This window comes from Streptomyces sp. CB02058, assembly GCF_001905505.1.
GTDB lineage: Bacteria > Actinomycetota > Actinomycetes > Streptomycetales > Streptomycetaceae > Streptomyces.
In genome coordinates this window covers 283734-305968 of the sequence record NZ_LIPG01000004.1, presented here as the reverse complement: position 1 = coordinate 305968, position 22235 = coordinate 283734, and the positions used below count along the sequence as shown (strand labels likewise).

19 protein-coding genes are annotated in these 22235 nt (G+C 73.4%); 4 read left to right on the top strand and 15 right to left on the bottom strand.

Annotated features, from left to right (window positions below; all coding sequences use genetic code 11):
- The first annotated feature begins 58 nt into the window (after positions 1 to 58).
- Positions 59 to 3550 (top strand): phosphodiester glycosidase family protein, encoded by a 3492-nt coding sequence (locus tag AMK10_RS21985; RefSeq protein ID WP_107428473.1) that lies wholly within the window; start codon positions 59 to 61, stop codon positions 3548 to 3550.
- Between the two features lie 229 nt (positions 3551 to 3779).
- Entirely contained in the window at positions 3780 to 4931 is a 1152-nt protein-coding gene (locus AMK10_RS21980) for a GH12 family glycosyl hydrolase domain-containing protein (protein ID WP_073749617.1), read from the top strand.
- 63 nt (positions 4932 to 4994) lie between these two features.
- On the opposite strand, the gene AMK10_RS21975 is transcribed toward AMK10_RS21980, so the two are convergent.
- The 6 genes from AMK10_RS21975 to AMK10_RS21950 form a co-directional block, all read right to left on the bottom strand.
- Positions 4995 to 5405, bottom strand: coding sequence for a PTS-dependent dihydroxyacetone kinase phosphotransferase subunit DhaM (locus AMK10_RS21975; RefSeq protein ID WP_073749616.1), 411 nt, complete (start codon positions 5403 to 5405; stop codon positions 4995 to 4997).
- Positions 5402 to 6019 (bottom strand): dihydroxyacetone kinase subunit DhaL, encoded by a 618-nt coding sequence (dhaL, locus tag AMK10_RS21970; protein ID WP_073749615.1) that lies wholly within the window; start codon positions 6017 to 6019, stop codon positions 5402 to 5404. Before dhaL ends, AMK10_RS21975 begins: the two co-directional genes overlap by 4 nt.
- 38 nt (positions 6020 to 6057) lie before the next feature.
- Positions 6058 to 7044 (bottom strand): dihydroxyacetone kinase subunit DhaK, encoded by a 987-nt coding sequence (dhaK, locus tag AMK10_RS21965; RefSeq protein ID WP_241839627.1) that lies wholly within the window; start codon positions 7042 to 7044, stop codon positions 6058 to 6060.
- A 195-nt stretch (positions 7045 to 7239) separates the two neighbouring features.
- Positions 7240 to 7992, bottom strand: a complete 753-nt coding sequence (locus AMK10_RS21960; protein WP_073749613.1) for an SDR family oxidoreductase — start codon at positions 7990 to 7992, stop codon at positions 7240 to 7242.
- A gap of 29 nt (positions 7993 to 8021) precedes the next feature.
- Positions 8022 to 9206, bottom strand: a complete 1185-nt coding sequence (locus AMK10_RS21955) for a glycoside hydrolase family 26 protein (RefSeq protein ID WP_073749612.1) — start codon at positions 9204 to 9206, stop codon at positions 8022 to 8024.
- A 112-nt stretch (positions 9207 to 9318) separates the two neighbouring features.
- Positions 9319 to 10608: a cytochrome P450 gene (locus tag AMK10_RS21950; RefSeq protein ID WP_073749611.1), complete on the bottom strand. Its 1290-nt coding sequence runs from the start codon at positions 10606 to 10608 to the stop codon at positions 9319 to 9321.
- A gap of 201 nt (positions 10609 to 10809) precedes the next feature.
- Here AMK10_RS21950 and AMK10_RS21945 point away from each other — a divergent pair, with 201 nt between their 5' ends.
- Positions 10810 to 11325: a tyrosinase family oxidase copper chaperone gene (locus tag AMK10_RS21945; protein ID WP_073749610.1), complete on the top strand. Its 516-nt coding sequence runs from the start codon at positions 10810 to 10812 to the stop codon at positions 11323 to 11325.
- 19 nt (positions 11326 to 11344) lie between these two features.
- On the top strand, positions 11345 to 12205 hold the full coding sequence (locus AMK10_RS21940; RefSeq protein WP_073749609.1) for a tyrosinase family protein: 861 nt from the start codon (positions 11345 to 11347) through the stop codon (positions 12203 to 12205).
- 73 nt (positions 12206 to 12278) lie between these two features.
- Here AMK10_RS21940 and AMK10_RS21935 read toward each other — a convergent pair whose 3' ends face one another.
- The 9 genes from AMK10_RS21935 to AMK10_RS21895 all read right to left on the bottom strand — a co-directional run bounded on the left by AMK10_RS21935 (position 12279) and on the right by AMK10_RS21895 (position 22083).
- Positions 12279 to 12560, bottom strand: a complete 282-nt coding sequence (locus AMK10_RS21935; protein ID WP_073749608.1) for a chaplin — start codon at positions 12558 to 12560, stop codon at positions 12279 to 12281.
- 149 nt (positions 12561 to 12709) lie between these two features.
- Positions 12710 to 13873: a GNAT family N-acetyltransferase gene (locus AMK10_RS21930; protein ID WP_073749607.1), complete on the bottom strand. Its 1164-nt coding sequence runs from the start codon at positions 13871 to 13873 to the stop codon at positions 12710 to 12712.
- A complete protein-coding gene (locus AMK10_RS21925; protein WP_073749606.1) occupies positions 13870 to 14547 on the bottom strand; it encodes a YveK family protein in 678 nt (225 codons plus the stop codon). The genes AMK10_RS21930 and AMK10_RS21925 overlap by 4 nt, the downstream gene beginning before the upstream one ends.
- Complete coding sequence (locus AMK10_RS21920; protein WP_073749605.1) at positions 14544 to 15695, bottom strand: glycosyltransferase; 1152 nt, start codon at positions 15693 to 15695, stop codon at positions 14544 to 14546. Before AMK10_RS21920 ends, AMK10_RS21925 begins: the two co-directional genes overlap by 4 nt.
- Complete coding sequence (locus AMK10_RS21915; protein WP_073749604.1) at positions 15692 to 16453, bottom strand: polysaccharide deacetylase family protein; 762 nt, start codon at positions 16451 to 16453, stop codon at positions 15692 to 15694. The genes AMK10_RS21920 and AMK10_RS21915 overlap by 4 nt, the downstream gene beginning before the upstream one ends.
- The gene (locus tag AMK10_RS21910; protein ID WP_073749603.1) at positions 16443 to 18059 is read right to left on the bottom strand and encodes a lipid II flippase MurJ; all 1617 of its coding nucleotides are present in this window, start codon (positions 18057 to 18059) and stop codon (positions 16443 to 16445) included. Before AMK10_RS21910 ends, AMK10_RS21915 begins: the two co-directional genes overlap by 11 nt.
- Positions 18056 to 19432 (bottom strand): O-antigen ligase family protein, encoded by a 1377-nt coding sequence (locus AMK10_RS21905; protein ID WP_073749602.1) that lies wholly within the window; start codon positions 19430 to 19432, stop codon positions 18056 to 18058. Before AMK10_RS21905 ends, AMK10_RS21910 begins: the two co-directional genes overlap by 4 nt.
- 3 nt (positions 19433 to 19435) lie before the next feature.
- Entirely contained in the window at positions 19436 to 20911 is a 1476-nt protein-coding gene (locus AMK10_RS21900; RefSeq protein ID WP_073749601.1) for an exopolysaccharide biosynthesis polyprenyl glycosylphosphotransferase, read from the bottom strand.
- Positions 20908 to 22083 carry a glycosyltransferase family 4 protein gene (locus tag AMK10_RS21895; protein WP_073749600.1) on the bottom strand — a complete coding sequence of 392 codons (1176 nt, stop codon included), beginning with the start codon at positions 22081 to 22083 and terminating at the stop codon, positions 20908 to 20910. Before AMK10_RS21895 ends, AMK10_RS21900 begins: the two co-directional genes overlap by 4 nt.
- Positions 22084 to 22235: the final 152 nt, after the last annotated feature.

The following is a 22235-nucleotide window of genomic DNA, read 5'->3' as shown; positions in this document are numbered from 1 at the left end:
TCATGCTGACCGCCGACAGCGTGAATCGCGTGCAATCCGCTCCGCACCAGGAGGATTTGTGGGCCTTGGCACCTTCCGCAGCACCCTGCCACCCCTCGTGCTGCTGGCGACCGTGGCGGTGGCGGCGGCCGGGTCCGTCGTACCCGCGGCGGCCGACACGACTCCGGACCCCCGTCCGCACACCAGCGCCGAGAGCCTCAGACCCGTCGCCCCGCCGGCGCCGAGCGCCCCGTCGGGCGAGGCGGCGTCCGTCCTGGACGGCGACGGCATCGAGACCGCCCGCGCCACCCGCCCCCTCGCACCCGGCGTCAGCCTGAGCTCGTACGACCGGCTGGAATCCGACAAGTGGCTGCGGGTAGACACCCTCTCGGTCGATCTGGACGGCAGCGAGGTGCGCGCCGACTACCTGTCGTCGGGCAAGGTCTCGGACCGGCACACGGTCTCCGAGCTCGCCGCCGGGCACGACCCGGGGAAGGGCCGCCGTACCGTCGCGGCGATCAACGCGGACTTCTTCGACATCAACCAGACCGGAGCGCCCCAGGGCCCCGGAGTCCGGGACGGCCGTACGGTCCACTCCCCGGCCGCGGGCGCCAACCGCGCGGTCGGGATCGGTCCGGAGAACGCGGGCCGCGTCCTGGAGCTGTACTTCGAGGGCACGCTGACCCTCCCCTCGGGTGAACACCCGCTGGCCGCCTACAACGCGGCGAACGTACCGGCCGGCGGTGTCGGCGCCTACACCTCGGCCTGGGGGAGCGCCGACCGCGCCCTGACCGTCGACGCCGCGCTGCCCGTCGCCGAAGTGGCCGTCCGTGACGGCGAGGTCGTCTCCGTGTCCGGGACACCGGGCACCGGGCCCGTGCCCGAGGACACCGTGGTCCTCGTCGGCCGGGAGGCCGGGGCCGCTCTGCTGGGCGCGCTGGCGCCGGGCGACCCGGTCTCCGTCGCATACAGCGCGCGCACCGACGGCGGAGCCGTCCCGCGTACCGCTGTCGGGGGCAGGGAACTGCTCGTCGTCGACGGTGTGGCCCAGAACCACGACGGCGAGGGCAACAACACCGCCGCGCCCCGCACGGCCGTCGGCTTCTCCAAGGACGGCCGGACCATGCAGGTCGTCACCGTCGACGGCCGGCAGGCCGACAGCGGCGGCGTCACCCTCACCGAGCTCGGCGCGATGATGCGGCACGCGGGCTCGTACAGCGCGCTGAACCTCGACGGCGGCGGCTCCTCGACGCTCGTGGCCCGTGAGCCGGGCAGCGACGAGCTCCAGGTCGAGAACAGCCCGTCGGACGGCAGCGAGCGCACCGTGCCCAACGGCCTCGCCCTGACCGCCCCCGACGGCAGCGGCCGTCTCGAAGGGTTCTGGGTGGGGACGCGTACCCCGGCCGGTGCCGCCCCCGGCGACGGCCCGGTCACCGGAGGCCATCCCGAGCGGGTGTTCCCCGGCCTGACCCGCAGGCTCACCGCCGCGGGATACGACGAGACGTACGGCCCAGCGGCGGGCACACCGCACTGGCGTGCCGTCAGCCCGGCGATCGGCAGCGTCGACCGGCAGGGCACGTTCACCGCGCGTCGCGGCGGCACGACCGACGTACAGGCGGAACGTGCGGGCGCGCACGGCGGGACCACGCTCACGGTCCTGGACCGGCTGGCCCGGATCCTGCCCACCACCACGCGGGTCGGGCTCGCGGACGGGGACGCCACCGGCTCCTTCGGCATCGTCGGCCTCGACGCCCACGGCACGAGTGCTCCCGTCGAGCCCGCCGACCTCACCCTCGACTACGACCGGGCGCTGTTCTCCGTCGAGGACGACGGCCAGGGGTCCTTCACCGTACGGTCCCGTACCGGCACCGGAGCGGGACGGATCACAGCCACCGTGGCGGGCGTCAGCACCACCCTCGCGGTGAGCGTCGGGCTCAGCGAGCAGGCGGTGTCGGACTTCGAGGACGCCGGATCCTGGAAGTTCAGCCAGGCCCGCGCCGACGGTTCCCTCGGCGCGACACCCGAGGGGCACACCGGCACGGGCCTCCGGCTCACCTACGACTTCACCCGCTCGACGGCGACGAGGGCCGCCTACGCCGCCCCGCCGCAGCCGGTCGCCGTGCCGGGCCAGCCGCAGGCGTACACCCTCTGGATCAAGGGCGACGGCAACGGCGCCTGGCCGACCCTCCATCTGAAGGACGCGGCGGGCTCCGACCAGCTGCTGCGCGGTCCCTACATCACCTGGACCGGCTGGCGGCAGGTCACCTTCGCGGTGCCGCCGGGCGTGGCGATGCCGCTGTCCGTGCACCGCTTCTACCTCGCCGAGACGGCAGCGGCCCGGCAGTACACCGGCGAGATCGTCGTCGACGACCTGACGGCCCAGGTCCCGCCGACCGTCGAGCTTCCCGAACAGGCCGTACCCGCCGACCCGTTGATCGACTCCGCCGCCACGACCGAGGGCAGGGACTGGCAGTTCGCGGTGATGTCCGACGCCCAGTTCGTCGCACGCGACCCGGACAGCGCCATCGTCCAGCAGGCCCGCCGCACCCTGCGCGAGATCAAGGCGGCCCGGCCCGACTTCCTGGTCGTCAACGGAGACCTCGTCGACGAGGGGTCGCCGGCCGACCTCGCCTTCGCCCGGCGGATCCTGGAGGAGGAACTCGGGGACGCGCTTCCCTGGTACTACGTGCCGGGGAACCACGAGGTGATGGGCGGGAAGATCGACAACTTCGTCGCCCAGTTCGGTCCGGCCCAGCGCGCGTTCGACCACCGGGGCACCCGCTTCCTCACCCTCGACACCTCGAGCCTCAGCCTGCGCGGTGGAGGATTCGCACAGATCGAGCAGCTCCGCGCCCAGCTGGACGCGGCGGCGGAGGACCGGTCCGTCAGCTCTGTGATGCTGATCGAACACGTGCCGCCGCGCGACCCGACCGCGCAGAAGGGCAGCCAGCTGAGCGACCGCAAGGAAGCCGCCCTCGTCGAACAGTGGCTCGCCGGCTTCCGCCGCACGACGGGCAAGGGCGCGGCCCTCATCGGCAGCCACGTGGGCGTCTTCCACGCCTCGCACGTCGACGGTGTCCCGTATCTGGTCAACGGGAACTCCGGCAAGGCCCCGGCGGGTCCCGCCGACGAGGGGGGCTTCACCGGCTGGACCCTCGTCGGCGCCGACCGCGTGTCGTCCGGTGAACAGGCCGCGGCGCGCCGGCAGCCGTGGCGGGGCGGCCCCGACTGGGTCTCCGCCCAGACCCGCGCCCATGTCGACGCGCTGTCCCTGGACGCGCCCGCCGAGCTCGTCGCGGGGGAGCGTACGAGGGTCGCCGCGAGCGTCACCCAGGGGGCGCGGAAGGTACCCGTCGCCTTCCCGCTCAGCGCGGACTGGACCGGCTCCCCGAACGTGCGCGTCTCGGACGCGGACGACGCCCGTGGGCGGCACATCGCGACGTTGGACCCGGCCACGGGCACGCTGACCGCGCTCCGGCCGGGCACCATCACCCTCGCGGTGACCGTCAACGGAACCACCCGGCAGGTGCGCATCGCGATCGCGGCAGGGGCGGTGGAGCCCGCCGCCTGACACGCCCCGGCCGCACCCACCGCCGCACGGCCCCCGGACCCGTCCGGGAGCCGTGCGGTGTTCCGTTGTGGTGGCCAAGGGCCGGGCGTGTGTTGGCATTTGGTGCGGACTGAGCCTTGCGCCGGTTCCCGCCAGCCCCATAGGTTCCACGCTGGAACGGAGTGGGAGCGCTCCCAGTTTCCCTGCCGGGGTGTCCTCACGGGCACCCCGGCTCTACCGAAGGGACATCATGAAGAGCCCCGTCCGCCTATTGCGGTCCATCCGCACCAAGGCCGCCGCCCTGTTCGTGGCCGTGGCCTCGTGCGCGGCCCTCGCCACGGCCGCCGCACCCGCGCACGCCGACACCCTGATCTGCGAGCAGTACGGCACGACCGTCATCCAGGGCCAGTACGTGGTGCAGAACAACCGCTGGGGCACCTCCGCCGAACAGTGCGTCAACGTCACGGCGACCGGCTTCGACGTCACCAGGGCTGACGGCTCGGTGCCCACGAACGGGGCACCCAAGTCGTATCCCTCCGTCTTCAACGGCTGCCACTACACGAACTGCTCACCCGGCACGAAGCTCCCGGCGCAGCTGAGCACGATCAGCAGCGCGCCGACCAGCGTCAGCTACCGGTACGTCGACAACGCCGTCTACGACGCGGCCTACGACATCTGGCTCGACCCCACGCCGCGCAAGGACGGCGTGAACCGCACCGAGATCATGATCTGGTTCAACCGGGTGGGCCCCGTCCAGCCGGTGGGCTCGCAGACCGGGACCGCCACCGTCGCCGGGCGCGGCTGGGAGGTGTGGACGGGCAACAACGGCGGCAATGACGTGATCTCGTTCGTGGCCCCGTCCGCGATCGCGAGCTGGAGCTTCGACGTCATGGACTTCGTGGACGCGACCGTCGCCCGGGGCATGGCGCAGAACTCCTGGTACCTCACCAGCGTCCAGGCAGGGTTCGAGCCGTGGCAGGGCGGTGCCGGCCTCGGGCTCGGCTCGTTCTCCTCGACCGTCGAGCTGGGCGGCGGCACCGGCGGCCCGGGTGAGCCGGAGGAGCCCGGGGAGCCGGCCGAGCCCGCCGCCTGCCGGGTGAGCTACACGGCGAACTCATGGACCGGCGGCTTCACCGCCGAGGTCAAGGTCACCAACACCGGCAGCACCGCGGTCGACGGCTGGGAGCTCGGCTTCACCCTGCCGACGGGTCAGACGGTCACCCAGGCGTGGAACGCGACGCTCACCCCGTCCTCCGGAACCGTACGGGCCGTCAACGCCGCGTTCAACGGACGGATCGAGCCCGGCGGCAGCCAGTCCTTCGGCTTCCAGGGCGCCTACTCCGGCACGTACGCCAAGGCCACGCGGTTCACCCTCAACGGGACCGTCTGCACGGCGGTCTGAGCCCCACCCCCTCGGACCCGCGCCGGCCGCCCCTCCCTACCGGGGCGGCCGGCGCGGCAGGCCTCACGCCTTCCGGTATCCGTACGCGTCCGTGGCCGCCGCCTCCACGGTGTCCAGATCGCCGCCCGCCGACGCGGTCACCAGCGCGGCGACCGCCCCCTCGACGAACGGGGCGTCCACCAGCCGTGCCCCGTCCGGCAGTTCAGCGCCCTCCGCCAGCATCGACTTCACCGTGAGCACCGCGCTCCCGAGGTCCACGAGCAGCGCGACCCCGGCGCCCCTGTCGACCTTCCGGGCCGCCTCGGCGATGAGCTCCGTGCTCGTCCCCAGGCCGCCGGCCGAGGTCCCGCCCGCTGCCGCCACCGGCGCCGTCGCCCCGCCGGCCGCCAGCCCGATGGCCAGTTCGGCCACGGCCGCGGCGACCGGGCCGCTGTGCGAGACGAGCACGATCCCGACCTGGTTCTCCTCGCTCATGCCCCGCCCCCACCGCTCGGCTCCCCGGCCTCGGCGAGCGCCCCGATCAGCAGCGCGGCCGAGGTGGCCCCAGGGTCCTGATGTCCGACGCTGCGCTCACCCAGATAACTCGCCCTGCCCTTGCGCGCCCTGAGCGGTACGGTCGCCAGCGCACCGGCGAGCGCCGCGTCGTGGGCCTCCCCGAAGGAGGAGCCCAGCACCTCCACGGCCGGGAGCAGCGCGTCGAGCATCGTCTTGTCCCCGGCCTGCGCGCCGCCGAGCTGCGCGACCGCCGAGACACCCACCCCGAGCGCCTCGGCCAGCTGACCGGGGTCCACCTCGTCCGAGTCGCCCAGCGCCTTGCCCGTTCGCCGCAGCAGAGTCCCGTACAGGGGTCCTGACGCCCCGCCGACGGTCGAGATCAGCTGCCGGCCCGCCAGCGTCAGCACGGCGCCGGGCGTGGCAGGGGCCTCCTTCTCCAGGACCTCGGTCACCGAGGTGAAGCCGCGCCGCATGTTGCTGCCGTGGTCCGCGTCCCCGATCGCGGCGTCGAGCTCGGTCAGCCGGCCCGCCTCACGGTCCACGGCGGCCGCGGTGGCGGCCATCCAACGGCGGAAGAAATCGGTGTCGAGCACAAGATCTCCTGTTCCTCGCGGGCGGTGGGCGATCTCCGTCACCGGCCCCAGCGGAGCGCGGGCGTCTGTACGGGCGCGTCCCAGAGCCGCACCATCTCCTCGTCCACCTGGCAGAGCGTCACCGAGCACCCCGCCATGTCCAGCGACGTCACGTAGTTCCCCACCAGCGTACGAGCCACCGGCACACCGCGCTCCGACAGCACCCGCTGGACCTCGGCATTGAACCCGTACAGCTCCAGCAGCGGTGTCGCCCCCAGGCCGTTGACCAGCACCAGCACCGGACCGTTGGGCCGCAGGTCGTCCAGCACCGCGTCCACGGCGAAGTCGGCGATCTCCCCCGAGGTCATCATCGGACGGCGTTCCCGGCCGGGCTCGCCATGGATGCCGATGCCCAACTCCAGCTCGCCCGGCGGCAGATCGAAGGTCGGGGTGCCCTTCGCCGGTGTGGTGACGGAGCTGAGCGCCACCCCGAAGCTCCGCGAGGACTCGTTCACCCGGCGCGCCGTCGACTCCACCCGCTCCAGCGGGGCCCCCTCGTCGGCGAGCGCGCCGGCGATCTTCTCGACGAACAGGGTCGCCCCCGTACCCCTCCGGCCGGCCGTGAACGTGCTGTCTGCGACCGCCACGTCGTCGTCCACCAGGACCCGGGCGACCTGGACCCCCTCGTCCTCGGCGAGTTCGGCGGCCATGTCGAAGTTCAGCACGTCGCCCGTGTAGTTCTTCACGACGAAGAGCACGCCCGCGCCGCTGTCGACCGCGGCGGCCGCCCGCACCATCTGGTCGGGCACCGGCGAGGTGAAGATCTCCCCGGGGCACGCGGCCGACAGCATCCCCGGCCCGACGAACCCCGCGTGCAGCGGCTCGTGTCCCGACCCGCCGCCCGAGACCAGCGCCACCTTCCCCGCCACCGGCGCGTCACGCCGGACGACGACGCGGTTCTCCGGGTCCACGACCAGCTCGGGATGGGCGGCGGCCATTCCGCGGAGTCCGTCCGCGACGACGGTCTCCGGCACGTTGATGAGCATGCGCAACGGTTCCTCCTGGGGGAGCGCGCCGGCCGGTCGTGGCGACCGGCCGTCAGCGTGAATCCGATCCTCGTGTCTCAGGTGCGTACGCCACCCAGTATCGAAGAGACGCGCGTGATCGGGAAGCGACGCGTCGCGGGGCGGTGCGTCCGGTCCGCTCCGTGGGAGGAAAGCTGCGGAAGGCGGTGTACCGCCTCACCCCTCCCGTGCGACGGCGGTCGTGAGCCACTCGTCGAAGGTCCGCACGCCCCGGGGGCCCGGCCCCGCGGGGAGCTGACCGCCGCCGGCCATGGCGGCCCCCGCGGCGCCCGGGACCCGCACGGGCAGCACCAGTCTGCGCTCGCCGCGGGCCCGCAGCACCTTGCGGACCAGGTCGACCAGCTGCTCCTCGCGCGGCCCCGCGAACTCCGGCGCCATGCCCCGGGGCGCGGTGAGCACCAGCTCCACCAGATGCCGGGCCACCTCCTGGGCCGCCACCGGCTGGGTGCGCATCCGGGGCACGACGGCGAGCGGCTTCGGGCTCTGGTCGAGCGTCTGCAGGACGAACTCGTGGAACTGCGTGGCGCGCAGCACGGTCCACGGCACCCGGCCACCCCGTACGGTCTCCTCCTGGGCCAGCTTGCCCTGGTAGTAGCCGTGGCGGACCCGGTCGACGCCGACGATGGACAGCGCGAGGTGGTGGCGGACTCCGGCGCGCGCACCGGCGTCCAGCAGATTGCGGCCGGCCGTGCCGAAGAAGGCCACGGCCTTGGCACGGCCGAGCGTCATCATGTTGCTCACGTCGATGACCGCCTCCACCCCCTCCAGCGCCGCGTCCAGTCCCGTGCCCGAGACCAGGTCCACGCCGTGCGACCGCGCCAGCACCACCGGCTTCTGGCCCGCCGCGGTCAGTTCCCCGACCACCAGCCGGCCCACCACTCCCGTTCCGCCCGCCACCGCCACGCGCATGCCCTGCTCCTTCGTTCCCGGGACCGTCCTCAGTCGCGTACGCAGAACTCGCGGTCGGTCAGCCACTGCCCGAACCAGTCGCTCAGCGGCACCGTGATGCACCAGCCCTTCTCGTTGGGGTCGGGCGTGGGAACCGTGGGCGCCGGCTTGTCGGGCTTCGGCGCGGGCGTCGTGACCGGGTCGGGCGCGGACGGCTCGGCGTCCGGCAGTCCGCTCAGCTTCTCGCGGAAGACCCGCGAGGACTCGGGGTTCTCGGCACACTGCCACACGCCGTGCGGGCAGTAGTCCGTGATCGTCTGGTAGACCGGCTTGTGACGGTCGATCCACTCCAGCATGCGGCGCATGTACTCGGGATTGTCGCCGTTGCGGAAGAGCCCCCACTCCGGATACGAGATCGGCTTCCCGTGCTCGGCCGCGAAGTCCACCTGCTTCTGCAGGCCGTACGGCTCGTTCACCTGCTCGTCGAAGGTCCGCGCGGGCGGCTGGTCGTAGGAGTCCATGCCGATGATGTCCACGACGTCGTCGCCCGGATAGCACTCCGTCCACGGCACGGCGTCCCGCCCCCTGCTCGGCGCGAAGTCGAAGCGGAACTTCTGCCCGGACACGGACCGCATCGTGGTGACGATGCGGTTCCAGTACTCCTTCCACGCGACGGGATCGGGCCCGCACCTGTGCGTGTACGTCGTGCCGTTCATCTCCCAGCCGAGCACGATCACCGTGTCCGGGACGCCCAGCAGGACCAGACGCTCGGCCAGCTTGCGGAAGTGCTCGTCGAACTCCCCGGCGGCACCGGCGCGCAGCAGGCTCCGCACCTCCGCGTCGGAGACGCGCGCCTCGTTGCGCTCCAGCATCGGGGTGTTGAGTACGAACATCCGGTCGTCGGCGGCCCTGCGCCAGGCGGCCCACGAGGCGAGGAAGCCCGGGCGGCCCTCGATGTTCTCCCAGAGGTCGCCCGGCAGATAGGTGTGCCCGACGCGCAGCTCCGTACCCCCGAGCCAGCGCGACAGCTCCTCCATCCGCTGGATGCCCTGGGGGCCGTAGTCCAGATAGGCGCCGATGGCGGTCGTTCCGCCGGCGACCGGAGGGGCCGGCGCGGCACTTTTCCCGGACTGGGCGTCACCGACGTCCTGATTCGCGACGAACGCTCCCCCGACGAGAAGGCCGAGCGCGGCAGCCCCGGTGCCGAATGTGATGAGACGGCGCTGTACGGGCACGGCTCCTCCTTGGGTTGTGGCCTGTATCCGACCCTTTCGACCCTAAGGAGAAATATTCAACTACGGGTGGTGGTATCGCCCGTGAATAGACCATTAGCGACACGCGCAGGATTCATTGCGCCCCATTCGGGTGACAGAATTCGAAGGCGAAGGGGAGCGAGCCGACGCGATTGTCGAAATTCGAATCGACCAGACGCGGTTCGCCCGCCGCCCGGACCCCCGACCGACGGGTGAGCAATTCCCGGAAGAGCGCCTTCATCTCAAGTTTCGCCAGATGCGCCCCCAGACAGTGGTGCGGGCCTCCGCCGCCGTATCCGAGGTGCGGATTGGGGGACCGGGTGATGTCGAAGGAATCGGGGTCGTCGAAGACGGACGCGTCCCTGTTCGCGGACGCGTAGAGCAGCAAGACCTTCTCCCCGGGCACGAACGTGCGGCCGCCCAGGGCGCACTCGGCCGCCACCGTCCGGCGGAACTGGATGATCGGCGTCGAGTGCCGGACGATCTCGTCGATCGCCCCGTCCGCGTACCGGTCGAAGTCGGACTCCAGGAGCTCCCGCTGCTCCGGATGCGCGGTCAGCAGCACCAGCCCGTGGGCGATCGCGTTCCTGGTGGTCTCCACGCCGGCGACGAGCAGCAGCGAGAAGAACGCGCCGAGCTCACGCGAGGACAGGGCCTGCCCGTCGACATCCGCCCGGACGAGCGCGGAGATCACGTCGTCCTCCGGGACGCGGCGCCGCTCGCGGGCGACGGCCGCCATGTCCAGCTGCATCCGGGCCAGGGAGCGCAGCCCTCGTCCCGGCACCCGCAGCCTGGCCAGGCCCCTGCGCCGGACCCCGACGTACTCGGACGCCAGGTCGATGCGCGAGGCGATCCGGGCCCGGCGGGACGCCGGGATGCCCATCAGGTCGCAGATCACCTCGAACGGCATACGGGCGCCCGCCGAACGCATGAAGTCACCGGGGCCCTCGGCGGCCATCTCGTCCGCAAGCCGCCGCGCGACCGCGCCGATGTTCTCCTCGGCCGCGGCCAGCAGTCGCGGGGTGAAGGCGCGGGAGATGGTCCTGCGCAGCCCGGCGTGCTCGGCGCCGTCCATGTTGACCATGGAGTTGCCGAAGACCGCCTTGGCCCAGCGCGCCGGCTCCGGGGTGGTGACGCCGGGCGCGCTGGCGAAGACCTGCGGCCGCCTGCTGGCCGCGCGCACGTCCGCGTGCCTGACCAGCGCGTGGAACGGCGCACCCGATCCCGTACGCGGAGTGAAGAGGACCGGTGCGTCGAGCTCCCGCAGCCGGGCGAACGCGGACAGCCGCTCCGGCCTGGGCAGCCGCCAGAAGCCGGGATCGGCCAGGTCGGCGGAGGCCTCCCTCCGTACGCGGCCGTTGCGTACCTGCGTCTGCGCGTTCATACAACCTCCGGGAGCTCGGACGGCCATGCTGTCCCGGCGCGCCGTGCCGCGCGGCCGACACGACCGGACCGGCGGGCGAATTCCCACGGTCGCGCGATGCGTCCGTGCTGCGTAACGGATGAGAACCGTTCGAGCCCCGTCTCGTTGCCACTCACGAGCGAGACATCTCGCACGTGCGGACGAGAGGCAGGTACACCCATCATGAACACGACCACCGGCGCGAGCGGGGAACCGTCCCGGACCACCGGCCCGGCCCGCCGCGCCGTACTGCGCACCGCCTTCACGGCGACCGTGATCGCCTGCACCGGCGGCGCGCTCGCCCCGGTCCTCCTCCGGAAGCCGGAGGGCGGATCCCCCGGCCAGGACCGGGACGCCGTGGGGCCCGAGCGTTTCTCCGAGGTGTACAAGGGCCGTGACATCCGGGGCACGGCCACCGCCGACGGGGCGGACGCCCACCCGTTCGCCGGCGCGCAGCCGTACGCGGGCGCGCAGCCGCTCACCGGTGCGCAGCCGTACGCGTCCGGCGCCGCGGCGGCACCGGACGCCGAGATCCACATCGACGGCAGGGCGCTGCACGTCATGCGCCGCGCGGACGGCACCTACCTGAGCACCGTCAACCACTACGAGTCGTTCCCGACGCTCCGGGAGACCGCCCGCGCCGCGGTCGACGAGCTCGGCACCGCCCAGCTGTCCGCCGTCTCCCCGCACACCATCTGAACCCTAAGGACGAGCACGGGTGTACAACCGCAAGAACCAGCGCGATCTGACGCGCACCGAGAAGAAACGCCTGGTCGACGCGATCCTGGAGCTGAAGCGCTCGGGACGCTACGACGAGTTCGTCAGCCTGCACCGGCAGTACTACGTCACCGACGGCGAGACCGGACCGCGGCCCGCCCACATGACCCCGTCCTTCTTCCCCTGGCACCGCAGGTACCTGCTGGAATTCGAGGCGGCGCTCCGGTCCGTCGACTCCCGGGTGTCGATCCCCTACTGGGACTGGACCCGGGACAACACCACGAGCTCCTCCCTCTGGGCGGAGGACTTCCTCGGCGGCAACGGCAGGCCCGGCGACCGGCAGGTCATGACGGGGCCGTTCGCCTACCGGCGGGGGAACTGGCGCATCCGCGCCGGGGTCACCGACGACCCCTTCCTGCGGCGCAATCTCGGCCGCCCCTCCTCGCCGGTCACGCTGCCCCGCGCGGCGGACGTGGACCGCGCGCTGCGCGACCCGGTCTACGACACCGCGCCCTGGAACAGCGTCAGCGCCACCGGATTCCGCAACAGGATCGAGGGCTGGGGCATCCGAGGGGGCCGCGGTGTGGCCAACCACAACCAGGTGCACCGCTGGATCGGCGGGTCGATGGGGGGCGCGGCGTCGCCCGACGACCCCGTCTTCTGGCTGCACCACGCCTTCATCGACCTGCTCTGGGCGCGCTGGCAGAAGGCGCATCCACGCTCGCGCTATCTGCCCTCCCGCGAGCTCCCGGAGGACGACCCGCAGCGGGACCGGGTGTTCCCGGCCGACCGGCCCATGCCGCCCTGGGACGTGCGGCCCTCACAGCTCATGGACCACACCCGGCTCTACCAGTACGTCTGAACGGCGCCGCGCGAAGGGCCTCCCCTTCCCGCCCTGGGGCGGAGGGGGAGGCCCTCACGGTGCTGCGGGGAGATCAGTGGCCGTAGCCGTACTCGCCCTTGTCCTCGTGGCTGTCCGAGACGTTGGCGCAGGTGTTGCCGAACGCCGGGTTCAGCAGCGCGATCACGTTCACGGTGTTGCCGCAGACGTTGACCGGGACGTGCACGGGCACCTGGACGACGTTGCCCGAAAGGACGCCGGGGGAGCCGGCCGCGACGGCCTGCGCGCCGGAGTCGGCGGTGGCCAGGCCGGCACCGCCCGCGAGCAGGGCACCGGTACCGGCCATGACGGCGGCAGCCTTCGAGATACGCGACATCAGTTCTCCTTGAGAGGAACGAGAGGGGCCGCCTGGAGTGCGGCCGCTGTGCACTGACAACGCGGAAGTCGACAGACGGTAACGGACCGGCGCAAAAGTCATCATCTCGGCCCAACTCCGGCCGATGAGATGAAGTCCGGCCGACAGGATCAACGCATGCCGATGAGCGCCCGCCCGGCCGACGGCAGTTCGCCGAGCACACCGCGCCAGTCCCGCGCCGCGGGGAAGCGGGACTTCACCGCCTCCGCCGCCCGGTCCCGCGCCAGGATCTGCGCCTCACGCAGCCGCAGCGACGGGGCGAGGCCGGAACGCGCCAGCAGCAGGCGCTGGTTGACCACCGGCACGGGTGACCAGTTGTTCTTGTACTGCTCGGAGCCGCGCAGCAGGCTCAGGACACCCCGCTCCAGACCGCCCGCCTCCCGCGCCAGTTCGCGCATCAGCATCGACGAGACGTCCACCTTCTTCCTGAGCCCCGGATCGACCCCGTACAGATAACCGCCCGTCAGCTGCGCGGACCGGAGCGAGAGATCCGCCGCGACCACCTGTCCGTCGAGCACGAACTCCCTGACCGAGGCCTCGCCGTCGCGCACCATCCGGCGGGTGCTGCGCACCAGATGCGCGCAGAACCGGGGCCGTAGATGCTCCTCGTTGACCCCCCTGCCGAGCCACTGGAGTTCGTGCAGCCGCAGCAGGTTGCCGATGGCGCCCGGCACCCGGTGCACGGACGCCTCGCGGCACTCGATGCCCAGCGAGTCGATCCGGCGCAGCTTGGCGCGGACCCGCTGGCCACGCGAACCGGTCATCCGCCCGATGAGGACCTCGATCGGTTCGCCCGGCAGCTCCATGCAGGTCGAGTCCGTGAGGCTGCTCCGCGCCCCGGACCAGGCGTCCGCCAGCAGTTGCGCCGAGGCGCCGGGCCGCACCTCGCGCAGATCGACGACCGTGTGCGCGGCGGCGCGGTGCAGCCCGCGCTCCAGAGCCATGACCGCGCCCTCGGTGTCCTCGGCGTCCACGAGGATGTCGGAGTAGTCGGAGATCGCGCCGCCCAGCGGCACCAGCAGCGGCATCGGACGGTGCGCCAGCATCAGCGGGGCCGCGCCGATCAGCCGGCCGCCCCGCCGGGCGAGGACGAGGCGCAGTCTGCCCTGGGTTCCGTAGGAGAGCCACCACGAATGGAGCCACGCGTGGCTCTGGAACGGGGTGGCGGTGGGGCAGCGGCGGTGCAGCGCGTCCCATTCCGCGGCGAGTGCGGTGAACTCGGCGAGGTCCCGGCAGAGGGTGGCGGTGAGCCGCCCGCGCGTGTCGGTGGTCATCGTACGAGCTCCCGTTCGCCGGCGGGGGCGTCCGTGCCGCCCTGGGCGGGACCCGGGACCTGGGCGGTGACGTCACGGCGGCCGGCCCGGGGGCGGACCAGCAGGACCAGCCCGCCCGCCAGTCCGCCCGCGCTCGCGCCCACGGCCGTGCCCAGCGGCACCGACGGGGACACGGGATCGCCCGGCGGCACCGCGTGCGAGAACTTGATCAGGCTCACTCCGGTCTCCTTCGCGACATGACCGCTGCTTACGACCAGCGCCTCGGTGACCGCGTTGGCGATGTCCGCCGCGCGGTCCGGATCGGCCGACGTGCCGGTGACGGAGATCATCGGCGAGTCGGGCGAGGTCTCGGACACCACATGCGTGCGCAGTCGGCGCACCGGCTCACCTGCGGCGCCCTTCGCGTAGGAGAGGGTCGCGTCGCTGGTGGCGAGACGGCCGTACGACTGCGCGTAGCCCAGCGCCGCCGCCGGGTCGGTGCCCTTGCCCGCGGTCACCATGGCGTAACCGGTGGCCGCGTACTGGGGCGTGGCGAGCATCCCGTACGAGAACCCGCACGCCGCCCCGAGAAGGACGCAGGCGGGCAGGGGCCACCAACTGGGCCGTAGGGATGCGGTGCGGAGCCTGCGGAACCGTCCGGGGACGGCAGGCTGCTGCGCGGGCGACTCGGTCATGGGTGTGCTCTCTCGGTCGGGGGGACGGTGGCGTGTGCGTAGACGTCCATGAGGCGCCGGCTGCTGAGCCGGATGTCGTAGTGGTCCACGGCGGCCGGCGGCGGCAGTCTGCGGGGGCCGCTCCCGCTCAGGCGCCGCAGCGCGGCGGTGAGTTCACCGGTGAGGTCCGAGGCGGTGAGGTCCGGGGCGCCGGGGGAGGCCCCGACACGGGTCGTTCCCGGCACCCGCCCCGCCAGGTCCTCGATGGCGGGGCAGGCCGCGTGCACCACGGGCAGTCCCGCGGCCAGGGCCTCGACGGCGGCCAGCCCGAAGGACTCCTCCCGGGACGCCGAGACGAACGTGTCCACGGCGCTGAGCACGGCGGGGATTCCGGGGGCCCTGTCCCCGGTGCCGCACTCCCCGAGGAGGCGGACGCGGCCGGCCACGCCCAGCCGTGCGGCGAGCGCGCGCAGCGGCCCGGCCTCCGGCCCGTCCCCGGCCAGCACGAGCCAGGCACCGGGCAGCGCGGCGACGGCCCGGAGCGTGGTGTCGAAGCGCTTTCCGGGCACGAGCCGGCCCACACCCCCCACCACGAAGGCGCCCTCGGGGATGCCCAGCAGCGCGCGGGTGGCGCGGCGCCGCTCGCCGTCGAAGCGGAAGGCGGCCACGTCGACGCCGTTCGGGACGGTATGGATGCGGGCCGCGGGCACCCCCCAGTCGCGCAGCCGGCCGGCGACGGTGTCGGAGACCGCGACGGTCGCCGCCCCGAGCCGTTCGGTGCGCAGGTAGAGCTCCCGGGTGCCACGGGTCAGCGGCCGGCCCTCGATCTCCGCGTGTCCCAGCGAATGCTCGGTCGACACCACGGTGGTCCCGGCGAGCCGTGCCGCGATCCGCCCGTAGACGCACGCCCGGTACAGATGCGTGTGCACGAGGTCGTACGAGCCCCTGCGGATCAGCCGGGCCAGCCTGGGCACGGCGCCGAGGTCGCGGTTGCTCCGCATGCCCAGGTCCCGGACCCGGACGCCGTCGGCGCGCAGTCCCTCCGCGACCGCACCCGGATTGGTCAGCGTCACCACGTCGCACCGGACCGGCAGATGACGCAGCAGCAGCCGCAACTGCTGCTCGGCCCCGCCGATGCCGAGACCGGTGATGACGTGCAACGCCCTCATCCGGCGTCACCCGTCCGTGCGCAGCGGTGCCGCAGCCGGTGGCGCAGCTCCTTGGCCCGCAGCCGGGTGGACCGGTCCGCGTGGCTCACATGGGTGCGGGGAAGGGCGAACGGACCCGACAGGGAACCCGGGACGAGCGCGCAGCCATAGGCGTACCCCGCCTCCCGTACCGCGCCGAGCACCCGCCGGTCCGCCGTGCCGTACGGATAGCAGAAGCCGGGCGGGGCCTGGCCGGTGAGGCGGGCGAGCGCCTCGCGGCTGCCCCGCGTCTCCTCGCGCAGCTCGTCGTCGGACAGCGCCGTCAGATCCCTGTGGAGCATGCCGTGGGAACCGACCTCCATCCCCGCCGCCGCGACCGCACGGATGCCCTCCGCGGTCAGCAGCGGTCTGCGGGGGCCGAGCGGATCCCATGTGTTCGTCCCGCCCGGCCGTCCCGGCAGCACGAACACGGTGGCGGTGCAGCCGTGCGCGAGCAGCACCGGGAGCGCCTCGTCGAGGAAATCGGCGTACCCGTCGTCGAACGTCAGCCCGACCAGGCCGCGTTGCCCGGCGGCCCGGGCCCGCAGCATTTCCGTGATCCCCACGCCGGTCAGGCCCCTGCGCCGCAGCCAGGCCAGCTGCTCGTCGAGGCGGGCGGCGGAGACGGTGATGCCGTACGGATCGTCCGACGGGTCGCTCACCGAGTGATACGTGAGGATCCACGGCTGGGACCGGCGAGGGAGCGTACGGGCACGGGGTGTTGAGGTGTCAGCGGCCATGGGTGAACCTCTGTCGGATGAGTGCCAGCAGATGAACGGCTTCCGGTGCTCTGAGCGCGAGAGCCGTGAGGAGGAAGGCGAGGGGTACGACGACACAGCCGGCCGCGAGACCGGGCAGGGCTCCGGACACCAGGCCGACCGCCGCACGGCCCGCCAGCGCCGCCACCGCCGCCGCGGCCGCGGGCCTGGCGAGGGAGAGGGCCACCGAACCGGCCCGTACGGCGACGGCCCGTGAACGCAGCCCCAGGAGCATCGCCAGCGCCGCCGTGCTGATGCCCGCCGCGTTGGCGGCTGCGATGCCCTCGACACCGAACGGCGCGGTCAGGACCAGCCCGGCCCCGGCGGTCACCAGGAGGCCCGCGCCCATCGCTGCGAGCGGATACCAGGTGGGCCGGCCCGCCGAGAAGAACGGCCTGCACAGGGCGCCGACCAGCGTGTGGCCGAGCAGACCGAGCGCGTAGACCCGCATCACCCCGGCCGTGGCCGCCGTGTCCGCGGCATCGAAGGCGCCCCGCTGGAAGAGGACTTCGACGATCTGCGGCGCGCATCCGAGTACCGTCGCGGTGCCCAGCAGCACCACGGTCCCGGCCAGGGCGAGATCGCGCTCGACCCGACGCCGGGCGCCCTCCCGGTCCCCGGCAGCCATGGCCCGGGCGACGACGGGGAAGGTCACCGTGCAGATCATCATGGAGAGCACCATCGGCAACTGCGCCACCTTCTGGGCGTAGTTGAGATGGGAGATCGCCCCGTCGGGCAGGGACGAGGCCAGGAAGCGCTCGACGAAGACCTGCGACTGACGGCTCACCACGAACAGGACGACCGGCGCCAGCACCGCCGCACCGAGCAGGGCCGGGCCGCGCTCCCGCGCCGCCCTCCGTACCCGCCCGCGCCGGCCGGGCACCAGGGCCACGAAGGTGGGCAGCAGGGTCAGGATCATCAGCACGCTGCCCAGGGCGACCCCGGCGGCTGCGGCGCGCACCCCCCAGACGGAGTGCAGTGCCAGCGTCATGCCGATGATGCCGATGTTGTAGGCGATGTAGACGCCGGCCGGGCCCAGGAAGCGGCCGTGCGCCCGCAGCGCCGCACTGAAGTATCCGGTGATCCCGAAGGTCAGCACCGTGACCGCCGTCAGCCGGGTGCAGTCCACGGCGAGCCGGGGATCGTCCAGCCCGGGTGCCAGGACGCCGACGGCCCAGGGCGCGCCCCAGACCAGCAGGGCGCCCACACAGGCCAGCGCGGCCGACAGCCGGGGCAGTGTCGCGGCGACCAGCGCCCGTACGGGATCCAGTGCGAGCCCCCCGGCGGCGCGCCGGGTCAGCGCCAGGCTGAACGCGGGCACGAGCAGCAGTGCCATGCCGTCCTCGATCAGCAGCGTGGCCGCCATCTCCGGCACGGTCCAGGCGATCAGGAAGGCGTCGCTGGCATGACTCGCGCCGAAGAGCCGGGCGATGGCCTGGTCCCGGACGAGTCCCAGCAACGCGGCGACGACGGTCAGCCCGGCGGCGCCGCCCGCCGCGCGTGCAAGGAAGCGGCCGGGGCCCGCCGGAGCATCACGCGTGGACGGTCCGGAGACCGCCTCCGGGGGCGTGCCCGTGGTGGTACTCACGCTGCGGTCGTCCTCTCAGGACCGGCCAGCGCCCACCACGCCGCCAGACCGAGCACGATCCCGGTGAGGACGGTGGAGGGGCCGCCGATGTCCGCGTACAGGAAGTCCACGGTCTGCCAGGTCATCAGCCCGACGGCGGCCAGCCCGCAGTCGACGGCGGCGGTGCCCCGGGACCGGTGGAGCACGAGCCTGCGCACGCAGCCGGCCAGGAGCGCCGCCCAGGAACCCACCAGGGCGGTGAAGCCGATCAGACCCTGCTCGCTCAGCACCAGCAGATACATGTTGTGGGGGGACAGCAGCGGCTGCTTGCGGAACTCCTGCCCCGCCCCCTCGGTGTCGCTCCCGGCCGAGAGCCCGATGGACGCGTGCGCGTCCCGGTGGGCGGGGAAGCCCTTCAGGCCGACCCCGGCCGCCGGGTGCTCGCGCCACATGCCCTCGGCCGCGGCCCACATCGTGTAGCGGTCGTTGACGGACCGGTCGGGCGCGCTGGTCACCTCGGTGATGCTGCTGAGCCGCTGCGAGATCATCTCGGAACCGACACCGAGGCCGCCCACGAGCACCACCCCGGCCGCGCCCAGGACCGCCAGAGCGCGGACGGCCTGACGGAGCCCGGTCAGCGCGATCACGGCGAGAGCGCCCGCGGCCGTCGCGATCCAGGCTCCCCGGCTGAAGGACAGCGCGAGCGGGACGACCAGCAGCGCCGCGGTCACCGGCGCCCAGACCCGCAGCCACCGGGGGGCGCCCGCGGAGGGCCGGAGCGCGAACGCCGCTGCCGCGAGCAGCCCGTAGCCGACGACCGTGGCCATCCCCATCACATCGCTGGGGCCGAAGGTGCCGACCGCGCGGATCTCCTCGCCCATGTACGAGGCGCCGGTGCCGGTGACGTACTGGTGGACGCCCGTCGCGCCCTGGACGACCGCCAGCAGGACCAGCGTGCCGGTGAGGACACGGAACCCCTGGGCATCCCTGACCAGGAGGAGGACGGCGGCCGGCACCAGGACGAAGACCTGGAGGTACCGCACGAATCCCGGCAGGGCCGCCGCCGGGTCCGCGGCGCAGATCGTGGCCAGGGCGAGCCCGGCCACCGGGAGGCCCAGCACGAACGCCGCGGCCGTGGTGAGCGGACGCCGCCGCAGGAACAGCAGGCGGCTCGCGCAGACGAGGACGGCCACACCCGAGAGGAGGTCGGCGGCCGTGGCGCCCGTGCTGTCGGCGCCGTCGGACGGCACGGCCACGAGCAGGACGGTCGCCACCAGAGGCAGCAGCGGCCACCGGCGGGCCCACCCGCGCAGAGGCGCGTCCTCGACGACGGCCGTCGCGGGGGGCCGGACGGGGGTCCGTACGGTGGGTGCCGCGGTCACGGTGAGTGTCACGGTTCAGCTGCCCCCGAGCCGGAACACCGAGCCGGCCGTGCGCGCGAGCACGCACACGTCCTGCCAGAGCGACCAGGTGTCGATGTACCTGTTGTCGAAGCGCGCCCGGTCCTCGATGGAGGTGTCGCCGCGCAGCCCGTGCACCTGCGCCAGCCCCGTGATGCCGACCGGCATCCGGTGGCGGCTCCGGTAGCCGGGGTGCGCGAGGCTGAACTGCTGCACGAAATAGGGGCGTTCGGGGCGCGGGCCGACAAGGCTCATGTCCCCGCGCACCACGTTCCACAGCTGGGGCAGCTCGTCGAGCGACGTCCTGCGCAGCGTTCTGCCGACCCGGCCCATGCGGTTGTCCGTGGACACGTTCCACCGGGTGGCCGACTCGTGCGCGTCGGCGGGGCGCAGGGTGCGGAACTTCAGCAGGACGAACGGCCGCCCGTCCCTGCCGACCCGCTCCTGCCGGAAGATGACGCCGGGGCCGTCGCACAGGCGTACGGTGAGGGCGCAGGCCGCCATCACCGGGGACGCCACGACCAGGGCGACGGCGGCCAGGGCGGCGTCCATGACGCGCTTCACCCGCTGCGCCACCGGGCGGTGCGGCCTCGTGTGCAACGGGTGGGCGGCGAAACCCCACAGGTGGTCGGGCCGGGCCGTGCTCCGGAAGCGTCCGGCCGTTCCCTGATCGGTGATCAGCCAGACCTGGCAGCCCTGCCGGGCGAACAGGGCGAAGAGCTCCTCGCCGTCCGGCACCGACTCGGGCGGGACCGTGAAGACCGCGTGCCGCACGGAGTTCTGGATGACCGCACGCCCCGCGTCCTGCACCGACGCGAGGACGGGAAGCGCGGTGCCGCTCGCGGGGGCGGGGATGTCGCCCGCCGCAACGCCCACCCGGCCGACCGGCCGCATCCCGTACCGCGGATGTTCCTGGAGGACCGCCGAGACCCGGTCGGCGAGCGGCCCGGACCCGACGATCAGTGTGGACCGCGGACGGCGCGCGGCCGACCGGAACCGGGCCCGGTGCACGAGGGCGCGCCCGGCGCAGCACAGCAGTGTCTGCGCGGCGGCCGCGAGGGCCAGCGCCGCCCAGCCGACGGCGTAGCGCGAGCCGCATGCCGCGAGCACCTCGGCGGTCGCGTACCACTGCACCAGAGCGAGACCGGACAGCGCGGGCAGCTCCGCCAGGACGGACGGGGACAGCCCGGTCCTGAAGAGGCCACGCCAGGAGTTCAGGAGCAGCTGGACGGCTGCCTGCAGCAGGACGACCGCCGGCGGCCACGGCCACGGGGCGAGAAGCGCCGTGGCCAGGCCGAGCGCCAGGCAGTCGGCGGCCATCAGCGCGGCGGGGGCCGCCCTGCGCCTCCCGCCCGGTACGGCTGGGGCGGCCGGCCGTCCGCCGCCGCTGCGGGGCGGGCGGATCGCGTACACCGCACGCCGTACGGCGGTGGCCTGGGCGGCTCGGGGGACAGGTGCACTCTCCGTCGTCATCGCTCGGTGCGCTTCCTCGTCATGGGGCGGGACTGGCCGACAAGTTCCTGGTAGAGGCGCAGCACCGCTCCGGCCGTCCTCGTCACGTCGAAGACCGACCGCGCGCGGCTCTGCGCGGTGCGGCCGAGTTCCGCGCGCAGGGCCGGGTCCGTCAGCAGGGCGGTGAGCGCCGCCGCGAGAGCGGCGTGATCCTCGGGCGCCACGAGGCAGTGGGGCACGTGCCCGGGGGCCAGGCTCTCCCGTGCCCCGTTCACGTCCGACAGCAGGACGGGAGTGCCGCAGGCCATGGCCTCCAGGGGGGCCAGCGCCATCCCCTCCCAGCGGGACGGGAGCACCAGCAGATCCGCGGCCCTGAGCCAGGGCCGCACATCCGCGCACCCCCCGGCGAACAGCACACCGGGTGGAGCCAGGCGCCGCAACTCCTCCTCGTGCGGTCCGTCGCCGACCAGCACGAGCCGCGCGCCGCCGGCGCGGACCGCCCGCCACGCCCGTAGCAGTACGTCCTGGCCCTTCTGCCGGCTCAGCCGCCCGACGCAGACGACGAGCGGCGCGTCCGCCGGGACACCGTCGAGCAGAGGGAGCGCGGCACGGGCGTCCACCGGGGTGTCCACGCCGGAGGGCCGGAAGCGGGTGAGGTCGATCCCGTTGTGGATCACCGACCAGCGAGCCGCGATGCCCGCGTGCAGCCCGGCGCGGCGCTCGGACTCGCTGACGCACAGGATGCGGTCGCTCCAGCGCGCCCCGAGCCGTTCCCACGCCTTCGCCAGACCGGCGGCCCTGCCCTCGAGCGCCTCGAACGACCACGCGTGCGGCTGGAACACGGTCGGGACCCGGCCGCGGACGGCGAGACGTCCCGCGAGCCCGGCCTTCGAGCTGTGGGCGTGGATCACATCGGGGGCACACGCGCGGACCAGGCGGCCCGCCGTGGCGATCTCCCGCCCGAGTCCCGGTCCCGGGGAACGCTCGGCGGGCCACACGCAGACCCGGGCCCCGGCAGCGGCGGCGCCTTCGGCCAGCTGACCGTCCGCCGGGCAGGCCACGACGGGCCGGTGGCCCGCACGGACCTGTGCCGCGACGAGGTCGGTGACGACCCGGGCGACGCCGCCGTCCACCGGCTGGACCAGATGAAGGACCGTCAGTCGGTTTTCCTCGGTGCAACTCTTCTGCAGCACGCAGGCTCTCTTTCACATGCCCCGAAGAGCCGGTTCGGTTATACACCGGCGGCAATGAATATGGCGGCGGAGATCGAGTGGGTAAAACCGAAACGCACTGTGACAGAACGTGCGTCGGAATACACGTATGACTCGCGCGCAGTCTTCACGGA